The organism is Nonomuraea sp. NPDC051298 (assembly GCF_055586305.1).
Window position 1 is genome coordinate 520,920 of record NZ_JBVJIM010000004.1, and the last position, 16,145, is coordinate 537,064.

Annotated in this window: 18 protein-coding genes and 1 riboswitch; of the genes, 8 read left to right on the forward strand and 10 right to left on the reverse strand. The window is 72.0% G+C overall.

Annotated elements, in window-relative coordinates; all coding sequences use genetic code 11:
* Window positions 1–35 precede the first annotated feature (35 nt).
* Window positions 36–2,501 (reverse strand): CHAP domain-containing protein, encoded by a 2,466-nt coding sequence (locus ACZ6S0_RS15995; RefSeq protein WP_465917390.1) that lies wholly within the window; start codon window positions 2,499–2,501, stop codon window positions 36–38.
* Between the two features lie 356 nt (window positions 2,502–2,857).
* On the opposite strand from ACZ6S0_RS15995, the gene ACZ6S0_RS16000 reads away from it, so the two are divergent.
* Window positions 2,858–3,346, forward strand: a complete 489-nt coding sequence (locus ACZ6S0_RS16000; protein WP_465917394.1) for a hypothetical protein — start codon at window positions 2,858–2,860, stop codon at window positions 3,344–3,346.
* Window positions 3,321–4,148 carry an alpha/beta fold hydrolase gene (locus ACZ6S0_RS16005; RefSeq protein WP_465917397.1) on the forward strand — a complete coding sequence of 276 codons (828 nt, stop codon included), beginning with the start codon at window positions 3,321–3,323 and terminating at the stop codon, window positions 4,146–4,148. Before ACZ6S0_RS16000 ends, ACZ6S0_RS16005 begins: the two co-directional genes overlap by 26 nt.
* 84 nt (window positions 4,149–4,232) lie before the next feature.
* Here ACZ6S0_RS16005 and ACZ6S0_RS16010 read toward each other — a convergent pair whose 3' ends face one another.
* The 3 genes from ACZ6S0_RS16010 to ACZ6S0_RS16020 are packed head-to-tail and all read right to left on the reverse strand — an operon-like array spanning window position 4,233 to window position 5,763.
* Window positions 4,233–4,781 carry a DinB family protein gene (locus ACZ6S0_RS16010; protein ID WP_465917401.1) on the reverse strand — a complete coding sequence of 183 codons (549 nt, stop codon included), beginning with the start codon at window positions 4,779–4,781 and terminating at the stop codon, window positions 4,233–4,235.
* Between the two features lie 50 nt (window positions 4,782–4,831).
* Entirely contained in the window at window positions 4,832–5,215 is a 384-nt protein-coding gene (locus tag ACZ6S0_RS16015) for a hypothetical protein (RefSeq protein ID WP_344876216.1), read from the reverse strand.
* Window positions 5,212–5,763, reverse strand: coding sequence for a MarR family winged helix-turn-helix transcriptional regulator (locus tag ACZ6S0_RS16020; RefSeq protein ID WP_465917407.1), 552 nt, complete (start codon window positions 5,761–5,763; stop codon window positions 5,212–5,214). Before ACZ6S0_RS16020 ends, ACZ6S0_RS16015 begins: the two co-directional genes overlap by 4 nt.
* Before the next feature lie 75 nt (window positions 5,764–5,838).
* Here ACZ6S0_RS16020 and ACZ6S0_RS16025 point away from each other — a divergent pair, with 75 nt between their 5' ends.
* From ACZ6S0_RS16025 to ACZ6S0_RS16035, 3 genes are all read left to right on the forward strand, one after another.
* Window positions 5,839–7,431, forward strand: coding sequence for an N-acyl-D-amino-acid deacylase family protein (locus ACZ6S0_RS16025; RefSeq protein WP_465917411.1), 1,593 nt, complete (start codon window positions 5,839–5,841; stop codon window positions 7,429–7,431).
* Window positions 7,432–7,555: 124 nt separating this feature from the next.
* On the forward strand, window positions 7,556–8,104 hold the full coding sequence (locus ACZ6S0_RS16030) for an RNA polymerase sigma factor (protein WP_465917415.1): 549 nt from the start codon (window positions 7,556–7,558) through the stop codon (window positions 8,102–8,104).
* An 8-nt stretch (window positions 8,105–8,112) separates the two neighbouring features.
* The gene (locus ACZ6S0_RS16035; protein ID WP_465917419.1) at window positions 8,113–9,069 is read left to right on the forward strand and encodes a hypothetical protein; all 957 of its coding nucleotides are present in this window, start codon (window positions 8,113–8,115) and stop codon (window positions 9,067–9,069) included.
* Between the two features lie 81 nt (window positions 9,070–9,150).
* Here ACZ6S0_RS16035 and ACZ6S0_RS16040 read toward each other — a convergent pair whose 3' ends face one another.
* From ACZ6S0_RS16040 to ACZ6S0_RS16065, 6 genes are all read right to left on the reverse strand, one after another.
* Entirely contained in the window at window positions 9,151–9,513 is a 363-nt protein-coding gene (locus tag ACZ6S0_RS16040) for a nuclear transport factor 2 family protein (protein ID WP_465917423.1), read from the reverse strand.
* A gap of 172 nt (window positions 9,514–9,685) precedes the next feature.
* A complete protein-coding gene (locus tag ACZ6S0_RS16045) occupies window positions 9,686–10,546 on the reverse strand; it encodes a hypothetical protein (RefSeq protein WP_465917426.1) in 861 nt (286 codons plus the stop codon).
* Entirely contained in the window at window positions 10,539–11,138 is a 600-nt protein-coding gene (locus ACZ6S0_RS16050) for an RNA polymerase sigma factor (RefSeq protein WP_465917430.1), read from the reverse strand. Before ACZ6S0_RS16050 ends, ACZ6S0_RS16045 begins: the two co-directional genes overlap by 8 nt.
* Window positions 11,139–11,225: 87 nt before the next feature.
* The gene (locus tag ACZ6S0_RS16055; RefSeq protein ID WP_465917858.1) at window positions 11,226–12,035 is read right to left on the reverse strand and encodes an ABC transporter ATP-binding protein; all 810 of its coding nucleotides are present in this window, start codon (window positions 12,033–12,035) and stop codon (window positions 11,226–11,228) included.
* Window positions 12,032–13,081: a FecCD family ABC transporter permease gene (locus ACZ6S0_RS16060; RefSeq protein ID WP_465917859.1), complete on the reverse strand. Its 1,050-nt coding sequence runs from the start codon at window positions 13,079–13,081 to the stop codon at window positions 12,032–12,034. Before ACZ6S0_RS16060 ends, ACZ6S0_RS16055 begins: the two co-directional genes overlap by 4 nt.
* Entirely contained in the window at window positions 13,081–14,100 is a 1,020-nt protein-coding gene (locus ACZ6S0_RS16065) for an ABC transporter substrate-binding protein (RefSeq protein WP_465917433.1), read from the reverse strand. Before ACZ6S0_RS16065 ends, ACZ6S0_RS16060 begins: the two co-directional genes overlap by 1 nt.
* Before the next feature lie 157 nt (window positions 14,101–14,257).
* Window positions 14,258–14,430, reverse strand: a riboswitch (cobalamin riboswitch).
* 207 nt (window positions 14,431–14,637) lie between these two features.
* On the opposite strand from ACZ6S0_RS16065, the gene ACZ6S0_RS16070 reads away from it, so the two are divergent.
* Genes ACZ6S0_RS16070 through ACZ6S0_RS16080 form a run of 3 tightly spaced genes read left to right on the forward strand, consistent with a single transcriptional unit; the run spans window position 14,638 to window position 16,144 of the window.
* Complete coding sequence (locus ACZ6S0_RS16070; protein WP_465917437.1) at window positions 14,638–14,826, forward strand: CbtB domain-containing protein; 189 nt, start codon at window positions 14,638–14,640, stop codon at window positions 14,824–14,826.
* An 8-nt stretch (window positions 14,827–14,834) separates the two neighbouring features.
* Window positions 14,835–15,578 carry a CbtA family protein gene (locus tag ACZ6S0_RS16075; protein WP_465917441.1) on the forward strand — a complete coding sequence of 248 codons (744 nt, stop codon included), beginning with the start codon at window positions 14,835–14,837 and terminating at the stop codon, window positions 15,576–15,578.
* Window positions 15,579–15,583: 5 nt separating this feature from the next.
* Entirely contained in the window at window positions 15,584–16,144 is a 561-nt protein-coding gene (locus ACZ6S0_RS16080) for a histidine phosphatase family protein (protein ID WP_465917443.1), read from the forward strand.
* Window position 16,145 lies beyond the last annotated feature (1 nt).

Consider the following 16,145-nt stretch of genomic DNA (forward strand, 5'->3'; position numbering starts at 1 on the left):
CCGGCTGTCGCGGGGGGCGGGCGGGCCCTGGCGGATCAGACGCCGTCGGGGGCCGGTGGTGGCGTCCCTTCTGCGGTGCCGTCCTCGTCCTCGTCCTCGCCCTCGTTCTCGGCGTCGTGCGGGGTGAAGGCGTCGAACGGGGTCGTCGCCGGGGGGATGACGATGCGTTCGAAGGGACCGGTGTCGACGAGCGACTCGAACGACTCGGTGGGGGTGACGACCTCCAGCGGCTCGGTCAGTGCGTCCTCCTCCTGGGCGGCCGATTCCGAGTCGGGGTTCTCCTGCTGGGCGTGGGGCGGGTCGTCGTCCTCCTGACCGGGCGCGGTGGTGTCGAGCGGCAGGACGGCGGCGGCCTCGATGGCCTCCAGCAGCTCCCGCCGCCACATCGAGCCCTCGTCGGGCTCGGCAACCCCGTGACGTGGGGCCAGGGTCGGGGCCGGGGTCGGGATGGACGGGCTCGGCGCCGGGTACGCGGTGGCGGCCGAGCGGGCGCCCGCACGGGTCTTGAGCACGGCGAACACCGCGAACAGAGCCAGCACGGCCACCACCGCCGTGGTGACCAACGTCGGGGTGGACATGCCCGGCAGCGGGCCGGAAGCCGAGGCTTGGAGCTGTGTGGGGAAGGCGGTCGCGGACGTGGTGCCGGTCACCTTCGCCGCCGTCCCGGCGTCCTCATCCTCGACCGAGGAGAGAGTGGAGGCGGCCGTCGGCTCGGACTTGGACGTGGCCGCCGCCTCCGACGGAGAGGCGGTCGGCTCGGGTTCGGGGGAGGCGGCGGGCTCGGTCGACTCGGTCGCCTCCGTCGGCTCGGCCGACTCGGTGGCGGTGTCGGTCGGCGAGGCGGCGGTGGTTTCCGGAGCTGTGGTTTCCGGTGCCGACGTCTCCGGAACAGCGGTCTCTGGAGCCGTGGTCTCCGGCGACGTCTGCGGCACGGAGGCGGTGGCCGTGGCCGAGGGCGTCTCGGAGGTCGGGCTCGCGGTGGCTGTGGGTGAAGTCGTCTCGGAAGGGGTTGGCGTGGTGCTGTCCGTGGGGGACGCCGTCTCCGAAGGGGTTGGCGTAGAGGTGTCCGTGGGGGACGGCGTTTCGGAGGTCGGGGTTTCTGTGGGTGTGGGGCTGGTGGTCGGCGTCCCGGTGCTCTCGGTGGCGGTGGGGGTCGGGGTGGTCGGCGCTTCGGAGGTCGGGGTGGAGGTGGGGGTCGATGTGTCGGACGACGGGGTGGCGGCCGGGCTCTCGCCGGAACTCGGAGCCGGAACCGCCGTAGCAGCCGGAACGTCGCCGGAACTCGGAGCCGGGACAGCCGCCGACGGGACGTCAGCGGAGCCCGGAACCGGGACGGCCGTGGCGGACGGGACGTCACCGGAGCTTGGGGCCGGGGCGACCGTGGCGGGCAGGTGGTCTTCGGTGCTCGGGGCTGGGGCGGGCGCGCTCGGCGGGGCTTCCGAAGCCTGAGCCGGTGCGTGGGTGGGGCGTGCGTCGGTGGAGTGGGAGTCGTCCCGCGCGCTGTCCGAGCCCGGAGAGTCGGCCGGCTCTCCTTGGGAGGGCGGTCCGTCTGCGGCGTCCGTACCCGGGCGGTCGGCGGTGGGCCGGTCGCCCGTTTGCGTCGGGTGGTCGTCGGTCGCCTGAGAGTTCTGGTCGCGAGTTCCCTGGACGGTGTTGTCGCCGGGCTGGCGGTCCTCGCCCGTACGGCCGCCGGACGGCTGGCGGGGTGCCCGGTCGGTGGGCTGTTCGCCGGTCGTGTACGCGTCGGACCGCGTGTCGGAGGGGCCTTGGCCGGGTTGTCCCTGGGTCATGTGGCTGTCAGAGGTCTGGTCGGCGGGTCGGTCTCGGGACGTGTCCTGGCCGGGCCCCGCTTCGCCCGGCCGGTCGTCGGCCTGCTGCCGGGGCGCCTGAGGGCCGGACCCCGCCTGGACGGGGCTGCTCTCGGACCCCGCCTGGACAGGCTGGGTGCCGGACCCTGCCTGGACGGACTGGGTGCCGGGCTCGGCCTGGTCGCCGGATCTCGCCTGGACCGCCTGGATGTTGGCCTGGGTCTCGTCCTGGCGGGACTTGACCAGCTCCGGGTAGCCGTAGCCGACGACGCTGCTCGTGTCGCGTTCCCTGCGCTGTACGACGCCGCCGCCGGTGTTGCCCTCGATGGTGAGGATCTTGTCGCCCTTCACCTTCGTCACGACGCCGACGTGGTCGATGTTGTCGATCTGACCGGTGTCACTCCAGTCGAAGAAGACGAGCGCGCCGGGCTCCGGGGTCTTCCCCCAGGCATGCTGTTGCCGGAACCACTTCGCGTGGTCCACCGTCCACGCGAACTGCCCGATCCACTCCTGGTAGCCGAGCTTGTGCGCCGCCCACGAGAGGTACATGTCGCACCACGGGGCCGAGTTGTACTCGGCGTCGAACCCGACGTTGTTGCCGTACCATTCGCCGAACTTGGTGGACGAGCCCTTGTCGGCATAGCCGACCTGGCTCTGGAGCAGTTCGATGAACCTCTGAATCTCTGGCGTCATGGAAGTGAGGGGACCTCCCGAACAAGACCGGATTTATGCACATAGATCCTGACAAAATTGGTAATCAGGTGACCTATGTGAATAAACCGGAAATCTGCGATAGGGCGAGGGTAGCCTGATGTTTCCGCAGGTCAAGTGCACCCCAAGAGCGGTTCAACAGCCCTTTGGAAGGTAAAAACGCCAGGTCAGAGGGCATGTCCGATGTGTCCCATCGTGGGCGATTCCGGGAAAAGATCTACCAAAATTCAGGCGCCCGACGCCGCCGACCAACCCCTGCCCAAGGCTCCGGAACCACCACTCCACGGCGACCTTCACTACTTGACATGAAGCAGCAAGTACTTGCTATCGTTCGTCAAGTGAGTACGCGCGAGCACGTCGCCCTGGTCCGCGAGCTGGTCGATCTCGTGGAACGCCGGATCACCGACCCCCTGGAGATCCTGCTCGGGTCGGACGACGAGGTGACCCCCGTCCGGCGGCGGTTGCGGATCGAGGCCGAGGTGTGGGCCGCACAACTCCTGGGGCCCGACGACCGGCTCGCCGTCCACATGGCGGCGCGGCTGGTCGCGGCGCTCTTCCCCGGGGACGGCCCGTTCGATCCGCCCGACGAGTGGTGGGGCACGGCCTTCGGCAGGGCGGTGGCCAGGAGCGCCGGCCACCCCGGCAAGGAGGCGGTGCCGTTCGCCACGGCGGGGGCCATGCTCGGCATCACCCGGCAGGGAGTCCACGACCTCGTCAAACGCGCCAAGCTCGACCGCCATCAGGACGGCGGGGTGACCACGGCCTCCGTCCACGCCCGGCTGAACCAACCACAGGAGCCTCATGCCACACGACGTGATCGTCACTGACCACGAGATCGCCCTCGCCGTACGCGACCATGGCGGCGACGGCGAGCCCGTACTCCTCCTGCACGGGCTCGGCGGCACCCTGGAAGCCTGGGACGCGCTGCGCCTCGACGGCCACCGCGCCGTGGCGATGGACCTGCGCGGCCACGGCCTGTCCGGCGACGGCCCGTGGGAGTGGGCGCGGGTGCTGGACGACGTCGAGGCCGTGGTACGCCACCTCGGCCTCGGCAACCCGGCGATCGCCGGGCACTCACTCGGCGGCATGCTGGCCGTCCAGTGGGCGCTGCGCCATCCCGAGTGCCCCGCCGTCGTCAACCTCGACGGGCTGCGCTCGGCCGAGAGCGACCCGGCCAACTACCCGGGGATGGACCCCGCCCTGCGGGACGAGGCGCTGGGGAAGCTCAAGGCCGCGTTCGACGCCCAGGCCGCGGCCATGGGGCAGCCCCTGCCCGCGGAGCTGCGGGCGATGTTCCCCCGGCGGGCCCTCGCGGAGCGCGGCGGGCAGACGTACGCCAGGCCCGGCGCGGACCTCCTCGATGCCGTCAGGTACACGCCCGAGTTCCGCGACACGATCCCGCTGCTGCGCCGGGTGACCTGCCGCGCGCTGGTGGTGATCCCGACCCAGGACCCGCCGGGCATGCCGGGCGGGGAGCTGATGGCGGCGTTCCGGCGAGGAGTGCGCCGCGACCTGGCCGACCTGCCGCCCACCGTCGAGGTCAAGGAACTGGACGGCAGTCACGACCTGCTCGCCGAGCAACCGGCGACGGTCTCCGCGCTCGTCACCGGTTTCCTGCGCGCCCGGTAACCGATCGAGACGTCCGGCCCGGTCATGGGGGGTCGGCTGTCGGGCGGGAGGTTCGTCGCATCCACCCGCTAGGGGCCGCCCTCGTCAGCCCTGGTCCGCGCGTCGCAGGTGGCGCAGGGTGCCGATTTCGGCGGCGTTCTTCATGAGTTCGATGTTCGCCCACGCGAGCACGTGGCCCAGGGAGAGCGTTCCGTCGGCGAACCAGCGGCTGCGTTCGGTGGAGTCCAGGTCCTCCTGGCTCAGCGACTCCACCGCGCCGCTCCACCGATCGCGGCACTCGTTCAGCCATTTGACCGCCGACGCGACGTCCCCGGGCCACGGCGTCAGCGACGCGGCCTGCGACCAGTCGATCCCCGCGGCCGCCGCCTCGGGGTCCCCGAAGCACCGCGTGTGAGCGTGGCTCCACCAGAAGCCGATGTGCCACATCACCCAGCCGACCGTGAGAGCCGGGATGGGCTCGGGCTCCGGCACGGCCCAGTCGGCCGCCCACGTCCCGTCGGGCTGCCGCCGGACGTTCCAGCAGTTCGCGGCGGGCTCCCACAGGGCGTCTTCGTCGGTCACCCGGTCCAGGTGCAGGGACAACAGCGACCAGGACACATCGAGTTGCCAGCGCAACCGTGCCAGTTCGGACATGTACGGATCCTAGTGTCCGAGTCAGGACGATCAATCGAATTACCCGCCGGTCACCCCGGCTGGATCTGGGCCGTCATCGGCTGCCAGGGCGAGGCGTCGAACAGCAGCAGGATCGAGACGATCTTGTCGCCGTCCAGGCGGAAGTGTTCGGCGGTGCGCTGCGTGCCGACCGGTGTGGCGGTGTGCACGTCGTAGACGAGCGTCGCCTCGGCCTCGCCGTACAGCTCGCTGATGAGCTCGACCCCGGTCACGATCGACACGAAGCCCGGCAACGTGGCCAGATGTCCCGTGCGATCCTCGGAGCTGATGAACGGGCTCTGGAACCGGAACGGCTCCCCGAGGTGCGCCGCGGCAGCGGGCACGTCGCCACGGAAGCGGGCCTCGTGATAGCCGCGTACGGCGCGGCGCGTCCGGTCCTGCGCGGTCGTGGTCACGGCTGGGATCCGATCTGGCGAAGGTGGTCGGCGAGACGGTGTTGATTGGCGGCCAGCCGCAGGCACAGGTCACGGAAGGCGAGCAGGTCCTCCGGCGTGAAGCCCGCGAACATCGCCCGCATCGCGAGCCGCGACGGCTCACGGAATGCCGCGATCCACTCCCGCCCGCCGGAGGTGATCTCGGCCAGGACCGACCGCCGGTCCTGGGGATCGGGAACGCGGCGGGCCAGCCCGTCGCGCTCCAGGGTGTCCACCAGCCCGGTGACGTTGCGAGAACTGACCCCGCAGGCGCGGGCCAGGTCGCCGATGCTGATGCCCCGGTCGGCCGTGCTGAGCCGGATCAGCACGTCGAGAGCGCCCGCGCTGACGCCCCTGCCCTCGGAGCCGTGGGCACGCATGCGCTCGACGGCGTGATAGGCGGTGCGGACGGCGGCGCCCGCCTCGAAGGCGAGCAGGTCGCCATCCGCGAGCTGGGCCATCGCCGCCCTGACCCGAGGGTCGTAGAGGAACCCGTCCTGATCGCGTTCATAGATGTGTACGTCCTTCATAATAAAAAAAGAGACTAGTACATACTTCCCGACCATGCCAGCCAACGCCACACATCGAACAGCCGAGGAAGCACAGTGCCCACCTTTGATCTTCTTCTCCGCGGCGGCATCGTCTACGACGGCACCGGCGGCCCAGGGCGGCCCGCCGACGTGGGCGTCCTGGACGACCGGATCGCCGCAGTCCTTCCCTCCGGCGGCGACACCGAGGCCGCGGAGGTCCTGGACTGTGCCGGCCTGGCCGTCGCGCCCGGGTTCATCGACCTCCACTCGCACGCCGACCTCAGCATCACCCACAGCCCGGCCGCCGAGTCCTGCCTGCGCCAGGGAGTCACCACCCTGGTCACCGGCAACTGCGGAATCTCGCCCTTCCCGACCGTCGCCGACGCACCCGGGAGCCAGGGCGGCGGGGCCTCCGCCACCGGCCCGTGGCCGGACTTCGACGCCTTCGCCGCGGCCGTCGAGGCGTCCGGCCCTGCGGTCAACCTCGCCGCCCTGGTCGGGCACGGCGCGCTACGCGGTGCGGTGGTCGGCGCCGAGCGGCGGGAGGCGACCGGCGAGGAGGTGGCGCGGATGCGGCGGCTGCTGGCCGAGGCCGCCGACCAGGGTGTCTTCGGCCTCTCCACGGGGCTGGTCTACGCTCCGGGGTCGTTCGCCGGTGCCGACGAGATCACCGCCCTGGTCGCCGAGACCCGGCAGCACGGCCTCCTCTACAGCACCCACATGCGCGACGAGGGCGACCGGCTGATCGAGGCGGTCGAGGAGGCGCTGACCACGGCCGCGAGCACCGGCGTACGCCTGCAGATCTCGCATCTCAAGGCGATGGCCCCGGCCAACCACGGCAAGGTCCGCGAGGCGCTGCGGCTGATCGACGCCGCCCGCGCCGAGGGGCTCGACGTGGCCTGCGACGTCTATCCGTACACCGCCTCCTCCACCTGGCTGACCGCGCGGCTGCCGGACTGGGCGATGGACGGCGGCCCGCAGGCCCTCCTCGAACGCCTGCGCGACCCGGAGGCCCGGCAGGCGATCGCCGCCGACCTGCGCGCCCGCGCCGGACGCACCTTCCGCCCCGAGGCGACCGTGCTGGCCACGATGCCCGAGGGCCGCTACAGCCGCTGGACCGGCGAGACCCTCCAGCGCCTCGCCGACGCCGAGGGCATCGACCCGGCGGAGGCGGTGCTCGCCGTGCTGGAGGAGCATCGGGCCGATGTTGTGATCGTGAACCACGCCATGGCCCAGGACGACGTCGACACGGTGCTCCGCCATCCCACCAGCGCGGTGGTCAGCGACGGCTGGACGCTGGACGTGTCCGCCGGCGGATATCACCACCCGCGCAACTTCGGCGCCTTCGCCCGCGCGCTGGCCCTCGGCCGCGATCGCGGGCTGCTCCGACTCCCGGAGGTGGTGCGGAAGATGACCGCGCTGCCCGCCGCCCGGCTGGGCCTCGCCGACCGGGGCGTCCTCACCGAGTCCGCCCGCGCCGACCTGGCCGTCTTCGACCCGGCGACGGTCGCCGACACCGCGACCTACGCCGCTCCCCTCTCCTACGCGACGGGCGTGCGGCACGTGGTGGTCAACGGCCGCCCGGTCGTCCGCGACTCCGTCGTCACCGGGGAGCGTCCTGGGCGGGTTCTTCGACGCGTCCGGACGGCCGCGTCCGCCGCCCGGTGAGCCCTGCCGGGTGAGCCTGCTCCTGCGCGTCTCGCCGCCTCTCGAAATGATGGGTGATGTACGCACATAGGCGTAGGTGTCCGAGTAATTGAGCCGATGAGGAGACTCACCATGGGAACCGCCCGTGGATGACGAACGGCTGGCCAAGTTCGAGGCCGCCTACGCCCTGGCCTACGGCCAGATCACGGCCTACGCCGTACGCCGCTGCGACTCGCCGCAGGACGCCGCCGACGTGGTCGCCGAGACCTTCACCGTCGCCTGGCGCCGGGTGGACGAGCTGCCCGAGGGCGCCGAGGCCACGCTCTGGCTGTACGGCGTGGCACGCAAGGTCCTGGCCAACCACTTCCGTGGCGACAACCGGCGCCGGGCGCGTACGGCCGAACTGGACGCCGAACTGGCCGACCTGTACGGGCACTCCCCGGACACCGAGGTCGAGCTGGACGCGATCGGCCGGGCGTTCAGGAGCCTGCCCGACGACGACCGGGAGCTGCTGTCCCTGGTCGCCTGGGAGGGCCTGGAGCGCGAGGAGATCGCCAAGGCGCTGGGGCTGTCGCGCAACGCCGTACGCATCAGGCTGCACCGCGCCCGCAGGCGCCTGTCCCGTGCGCTCGCCGCGGCGGGTGTGCACGTCCACGCGGAGAGCCGGCTGGTCCCGGCGGAGAGACCACTGTGAGGAGCACCGTGAAGAACAGCGACGAGATCGACGCGATCAGGCCGCTGGCCCGGGTCGAACCCGGTGGTCGCGGAGGTGAGCCGTCCGGCGCGGGGGCACGGGCGCTGCTGGCCGAGATCACCGCGCAGGAGCCCGCCCCGGCGGCCACCACGGCGCAGGGGCCCCGCCGCCGCCGGTACACGCGCGGGCGGCTGGCGTTCGGGATGGCGACCGCGGTCGCGCTCGCCGCGGGCATCGTGGCCGTCCCCATCGTGTTGCAGGACGGGGTGCCCAGCTCGTACGCCGTCAACCTGGACGACGGGATGGTGACGATCCAGATCCGCGACTTCGACGACGCCGAGGGGCTGGAGAAGCGGCTGCGGGAGTTGAACGTGCCCGCGATAGTGGACCACGTCCCCGAGGGCATGATGTGCCGGGAGCCGCGCGGGAAGCACGTGGAGAACATCCCGCGCGGTCTGTACAGCGTGCCGGAGAACATCCCCGGCGAGTCCGAGGGCTGGCAGATGCGCATCAACACCACGCTGTTCCGCCCGGACCAGACGTTCGTCTGGTCCATCAGCGGCAAGAACGGAGCGACCACCTCGTATCTGATGGAGGGCCCGATCGCGCCCTGCGAGCCGGTGCCGGAACCCCCGCCGGTCAAGTACGAGCCGGAGTTCCGCCCCGCGACCTTCAAGGGCGGCTCGCTGGAGGGGTTGCGCGTGGACGAGAAGACCGTCGGCGAGGTGCTGCCCGAGCTGAGACGCCGTGACAAGAAGGTGGTCTTCGCGGTCATCGCCGTCCCGCCGGGGAACCCCGGTGGGTACGGCATCAGCTACACGCAGGATGAGCCCGTCGGCGACCACTGGGTCGTCTGGGAGGCGCAGGAGAACGCCAAGGGCGTGATCCAACTGCTCGTGACAGAGCAGCGCCTGGACAAGAACCCCGTCTACGGCGGCCCCCGCGACGCGATCATCAAGGACTGAGCGGCCCCGCACAGGCTGCCGTCCGGGAGGAGGTGAGGACGCGGGCGGGCGCGATGGCCGTGGCCGCCCGGCGACGTGGCCCTACGCCGCGTAGACGGGCGCCAGGTCGACGAAGATGCGGTAGTCCGTGATCAACCCGTCCTCGCCCGTCTGCCAGATGGACACGGCCACGACGCTCGCGTCCTTGCCGTCGAGGCGCTGGTAGGTCACTTCGGTCTCGGCCACGGTGTCGGCCTCGACCTGCCAGCTCCTGACGATCCGGTGCCGGAGCCCGGCGATGGTGGCGTAGAACGCCCGCAGCCCGGCGGTGATGGCCTCGTGCCCCACCAGGGGCTCGGCGTTGCCGAACACCATCCTGGCGTCCTCGGCCAGCAGTCGGACGAACTCGTCCGGCTCGAACGTGTCGACCGCCTGGAAAACGCGCTGTGCTGCCTCGTCGGCCATGACCGATCACTCCTCACGTGGCGGGTACCGCTGCTCGGGGGACGATGCCGACAACCATGATCCACGACCGTGGATCATGGTTGACCACCGGCTGCTCTCCTTCTGAGAGCGCTGGTCCGCGTCGAGATACGCGCCACGAACCTGGGGAGGGCGAGCAGCCGCGCGAGGGAGGTCAGTCCCCGTGGACGGGGTTCTTCGCCACCCGCTTCTCCGACACCAGCAGACGTACCGCACCCTCCCGGGACGGCTCGGCCGCCCAGACGATCCAGTGGTCGCCCACCTTGGCGGACTGCGCCTCAGGGCTCGCCGAGAAGCCGTCCCCGCCGGGGCGGGGTTCGATGATCTGGAACGTCACCTCGAGCCCGCGCCTGCGCGTCTCGGCCAGGACCTCGGCGACCGTGCGCCCGTTCGGGTCGTAACCCTCCAGAGACTCGCCCTTCTTTCTGGCGTCCGCGTTGTTCTGGTACGCCTCCCCCGGTTTGGCCGGGCGGCCCAGGTAGATCGTGCCCTTGCCGCTGAAACCCTTGGACACGGTGACGGTGAGGGCGCAGCCGGGCTGCCCGGGAGTGCAGCCTTCCGGCTCCAGGCCGCCGCCGATGCGGTCCTCCCTGGTGGTGCCGTCGAAGCCGAGCCGGAAGATCTGGCCGACCTTCGTCGGGGAGGCGGGCCGCAGGTCCAGGGCCACGTTCAGGCCCATCGCCTGGAACGCCTCCGTGTAGAGCGCGTGGTCGGCGAACGGGTCCTTGATCGTGGCGACGTAGTCGTCGCCACGCAGTTCGATGTCGATGGCGGAGTTGGCGTAGGCGGTGGGGCCGGATTCCTGGCCGACCAGTATCGGGCCCAGGACGGCCGCGGCGGCGAGCGCGGCGGTGGCGACCAGACCGGCGAACACGAAGCGGCCACGAGACCTGGGCCGGGGAGAGGGGGCGGTGGCCAGCGCGTTCATGAGGCGGGTCTCCTGGGCGGTCAGGGCGTCCTGGGTGGGCGAGGGCACTGCGGAGCGGAAGCGTTCCAGCTCGGTCAGCTCATTCATGGACGGGCTCCTCACTGATGACGGCCATGGGATTGACTCCTCCGAGTTCTTTGCGCAGCCTTTCTCTGGCCCGGTTGATGCGTGAACGCACGGTTCCGAGGCGTACGTCCAGCGCCTCCGCGATCTCCGGATACGTGAGACCGGCCCAGGCGACCAGGAGCAGCGCGTCACGGTGCCCCTTGGGCAGCGTCGCCAGCGCCCCGGCCAGGCGGCGGCGGGAGGACTCGGCGCTCACCCGGTCGTCGCTGTGGTCGGTGAAGGGGGCCGTCACCGGGTCGGCGCCGGTCCGTTCGAGCACGCGTAGCTGGTGCACCTCCGTACGCACGTGGCGGCCGATGAGGTTGGTGGCGATGCCGTACAGCCAGGGGCGGGCGTTCGGACGGGACAGGTCGTAGCGATCGCGCTGCCGGAACGCCGTGAGGAACGTCTCCATCACCACGTCGTCGGCGGCGTCCGGCCCGAGTCTTCTGGTGACGTAACGGGTGAGATCGGCGGCGTACCTGCGAAAGACCTCGGCGAAGGCTTCCGGTTCGCGCCGGGAGCGTTCGAGATGAGCGGCGTCATCGCCCTCCGCTCGGTGAGTTTCGCGCATGTTGTGGCCTTTCGGCGATAAGTCAGGACAGCAGTTGTTGCCAAGTCGGCGGCGAACGGTTCCCGACTCCCCATGGCAGGGGTCGCACTATGGCCGGCGCGGGGTCATGGCGTGGCTCCCGTCGATGCCGGGCAGCACGGTGATCTGCGGCAGGCCCGTACGGGGATGGGCGGTCACGTCGGCCTCCACCTGGTAGACCTCGGCCAGCAGCGCGGGCGTGAGGACGTGGTCGGGCGGCCCGTCGGCGACGATGCGGCCGGCGTTCATGACGCAGATCCGGTCGCAGAAGGCGGCGGCCAGGTTGAGGTCGTGCAGCGCGAGCACGGCGGTCAGGCCCAGGCCGCGCACCAGCCGCAGCACGTCGAGCTGGTGGCGCAGGTCGAGGTGGTTGGTCGGCTCGTCGAGCACGATGGTCCCGGTCCGCTGGGTCAGGGCGCGGGCGATCAGGACCCGCTGCTTCTCCCCTCCCGACAACCGGTCGAACGGCGCCCGCGCCAGCCCGGTGACGTCGAGCGCGGCCAGGGCGTCCAGGATGATCTGCCGGTCGTCGGGGTCGTCGCCCTGGAAGGCCCGCTTGTACGGGCTGCGTCCCATGGCCACGACCTCGTACACGGTCAGCTCGAACTCCCCCGGCGACTCCTGCAGGACGGCGGCCAGCCGCCGGGCGAGCCGTCTGCCGCTCATCCGCCAGACGTCCTCGCCGTCCAGCAGCACCCGCCCCGACGTGGGCCGCCGGGCATGGTAGAGGGTGCGTAACAGGGTGGACTTGCCCGCCCCGTTCGGCCCGACCAGAGACACCACCTCGCCGGGCGCCACGTCCAGGCAGGCGTCACGCACCAGGGCCCGACCGGCGACGGCCACGCCCACGTTCTCGACGCGCAGCGCGCCCGGGGTCATCGGGCCGCCCTCCGTCTCATCAGCCACAGGAAGAACGGTCCGCCCGCCAGCGCCGTCAGGATGCCGATCGGGATCTCCTGCGGAGCGACGAGCGTCCTGGCCGCCAGGTCGGCGGCGATCATGAAGGCCGCGCCCAGCAGCGCCGCGGCCGGGAGAGCGCGCCGGTGCTCGGCGCCGACCAGCAGGCGGACGACGTGCGGGAGCATCAGCCCGACGAACCCGATGGCGCCGCTGACCGCGACGACCGCCCCGACCACCAGGGCGACGAGGACGAACAGCCAGCCGCGGAAGCGGTGCACGTTCAGCCCCATCGAGGCGGCGGCCTCCTCGCCCGCCAGGAGCAGGTTCAGCGGGCGTGACACGCCGAGCAGCGTCACCGTGCCGAGCAGTACGGCCGCCGCGGGGATCGGCACCAGGTCCCAGGTGGTGCCGCCGAAGCCGCCCAGCATCCAGCGCAGCGCCGACTCGGTCTTGCGCGGGTCGCCCGAGGTGATGACGAGGTAGCTGGCCACCGCGGAGAGCACCTCGGCGGTCGCCACCCCCGCCAGGACGAGCCGTACGGTGGTCATCCGCCCGCCGGAGCGGGCCAGGAAGTACACCAGCGTCAGCGCGCCCAGCGCCCCGGCGAACGCGGCCAGCGGCAAGGAGAACGCCCCCAGCAGCGAGACGTTCAGCACCAGGACGAGCACCGCGCCCACGGTCGCCCCCGAGGAGACGCCCAGCAGCATCGGGTCGGCCAGCGGGTTGCGCACCAGCGCCTGGAGCGCCATCCCGCACACCGACAGTCCCGCCCCGACGACGCCGCACAGCAGCACGCGCGGCACCCGTACGTCCATCACGATCGTCTCCCTGACCGGCGGCCAGGTGGGCTCGACGAGCGCGGGCGCGAGCCGGTGCAGCACGATCCCCCACACGTCACCGGCGGCCAGCGCGACGGACCCGGCCGCGATCCCGGCCGTGGCCGCGACGCCGACCACCGCCGCGAGCAGGGCCAGGACCAGCCAGTACGACAGGCGCGCACGGGCCCGCGGCGCCGCCGTGCCGATCACGCGAAGTGGTCCGGGTGAAGCTGGCGGGCCAGCGACTCGACCGCCTCCGGCGCGCGTACGCCGAGCACCGTGGACGACAGCGGCAGCACCGCGAACCGTTGCTCCTTGACGGCGGGCACGTCCTTGAGCGCCGGGTTGGCCAGCAGGAACCTCTTCTTCTCCGCCGCCGTCTGGTCGCCGTAGTCGTAGATGACGATCACGTCGGGCGCGCGCTCGGCGACCTGCTCGAACGACACGTCGCCGAACGCCTTGGCCAGGTCGGCGAAGAGGTTCACGCCACCGGCCCGGCCGATCAGGTCGTTGCCGATGCCCGCGCCGCCCGCGGTGAAGGCGGTCTTGTCGCCGCTGTCGTAGACGAACACCTTGACCGGCTCGACCCCGCCCAGCTTCTCCTTCACGCCCTCCAGCACGCCACGCTGCTCGGCGACGAGTTGCTCGGCGCGCTCGCGCACGCCGAAGACCCGGCCGATCGTGCGGATCTCCTCCTCCAGGAGGTCCATGGTCACCGGGCCGGACGGGCACGCCTCCAGGCTGAGATAGGAGTCGATCCCGGCCTCGGCCAGCGCCTTGCGGCCGCGTCCTTCCTGGTCGTCGAAGGCGCTGGTGAAGCCGCCGTAGACGAAGTCGGGCTCGGCCGACAGCAGCGCCTCGTACGACGGGTACTCCTCGGCGAGCACCTTGACGCTGCGGTAGGCGGCCTCGTACCGGGGCGGGATGCGGTCGTCGAGGTACGCGGTGCCGGCCATCGACCTCTCCAGCCCGAGCGCCAGCATGATCTCGGTCACGTGCTGGTTCATGGTGACCGCCCGCCGCGGCGCCTGCCGGTAGGTGGTGGTGACGCCGCAGTTGGTCACGGTGACGGGGAAGCCAGCGCCGGTCGACGGGGTGCCGGTCGACGGGGTGCCGGTCGACGGGGTGGCCAGGGGCGGGGAGGCGCCGGGCCGGGCATCGCCGCACCCGGCGACCAGCCCGAAGATCAACAGCAGTGCGAGCGGGAGCGAGCGTCGGCTCGTCATGGGCGGTACCCTTCCTGACCGGCCTGACGGAGCGGGATCGTTGGAGAACGCCCCGCCCCGGCTGAGCCGGGGCGGCGGGCAGCGGGAAAGGCGTCACGCCGAGCGCGCGGCATGCCGACCACCGTCCTCTCTTGGGGAGATCCGCCCCAATTTCCACGAGGAGGCGACCGCGTGAGTCTCCTGGCTCTCGGGTCGACGCTCACCCCGGCCTTCCCACCCATGGGCAGTGGCCTTGTCGGGGCTCGCTCACCGATCACAGTGGCGGGACCGCGCCGGATTCACACCGGCTTCCTCGTTCCGCCGTCGCCTACGTCCGGCATCGTCTCATATGCGGGCCAGCTCCAGATGTCACCGGGGGTCCGTTGACGCGAACGGGAGGAAAGGATACGTTCCGGTAGATTTCACGGTTGTCCAAGGGAAATCCGGTGAGATGCCGGTGCGGACGCGCCACTGTATCCGGGACGTTGATCCCGGGAGCCAGGTCGCTTGGCCACCGTGACCTCGCGAAATGGGACGCGTCACCCTGAGGAGGCTCACATGAGCGGGTTGTCCAGCCCGTCCACGATTCCCTTTCCGCGCCTGCGGCCCTGGCTGCTCGCCGTACCGGTGCTGCTGCTCGTGGCGTACCTGGTCCTGATGGACAACGGCGCCGTCTCCCAGACGGGCGCCTTCCTGCACGAGCTGATGCACGACGGGCGGCACCTGCTCGGCGTGCCCTGCCACTAGGGGGCGGGGTGGTACGCACTCTCCTGGCCAGAGGTCTGCTCGTGGGACTGCTGGCCGGACTGATCGCGGGCGGCTTCGCCTTCGTCTTCGGGGAGCCTCGCGTGGACCACGCGATCGCCCTCGAAGAGGCGGCGGCGCCTGCCGCCGAGCAGGCCGCGCACAGCCACGGCGAGGAGGCCGAGGTCAGCAGGCCGGTGCAGAAGGCCGGGCTCTTCCTGGCCACCGGGCTCTACGGGCTCGCGGTGGGCGGCGTGTTCGCCCTCGTCTTCGCGGGGCTGCGGGGGCGGGTGGGGCCGCGTTCTGACGGGCGGCTGGCGCTGGCCGCCGCCGGCACGGCGTTCGCCGCGGTCATCCTCGTGCCCTTCGTGAAGTATCCCGCCAACCCGCCCGCCGTGGGCGATCCCGCGACGATCAACAGCCGCACACTGCTCTACGTGGTGCTGATCCTCGTCGGGCTGGCGGCGACGGCGGTCGCCGTGGCCACGGCCCGCCGGATCACCGGGGATCCCTGGGCGCGCGGGCTGTCGGCGGTGGCGGCCTTCCTCGTGCCCGTGGTCGCCGCGTGGTGGCTGCTGCCGCCGGTCGACGAGGTGCCCGACGGGTTCCCCGCGACGCTGCTGTGGGAGTTCAGGCTCGCCTCGATCGGCACGCAGCTCGTGTTCTGGACGGCGTTCGGCGTGCTGTTCGGCTGGGCGAGCGACCGGGCGGCGCGGCGTACGGCGGCTCCGGCGCGAGTGGCGGCGCCGGGCTGAGCGAGATGCTGTTCGTACGGCACGCCACGACGCCGGGGATGCGGGCCGCGTTCTTTCCCGTCGACGAGGACGCCGACGCGGCCGGTCTGACCAGGGCCGCCGCGTTGCGGCCCGCCACGGGGGCGGCCTGGGTCGCTCCCACCAGGGCCGCCCGGCAGACCGCCGCCGCCATGGGGCTGGCGGCCCGCGAGACGCCCGCCCTGGCGGAGGCGGACTGCGGGCGGTGGCGCGGCCTGCCGTACGAGCGGGTCGCGCTGGAGGAACCGGAGGCGCTGGCGAGCTGGCTGGCCGACCCGAACGCCGCCCCGCACGGCGGCGAGTCCCTGGCCGCGCTCGCCGCCAGGGTGGCGGGCTGGCTCGACGCGACGCGCGGCGAGCCCGAGCGCGTCGCCGTCTGCGACGCGGGCGCCATCAGGGCGGCGCTCGCCCACGCGCTGGGCGTCGGCCCGCTGACCACCGCCCGCTTCGACCTGGCGCCCCTGTCCACCACCGAGCTTGCCACCACTGGGCTTGCCACCACCGGGCCGACCGGCTGGCGGGTGGCTCACGTCAACCGGAAGGTCTGAG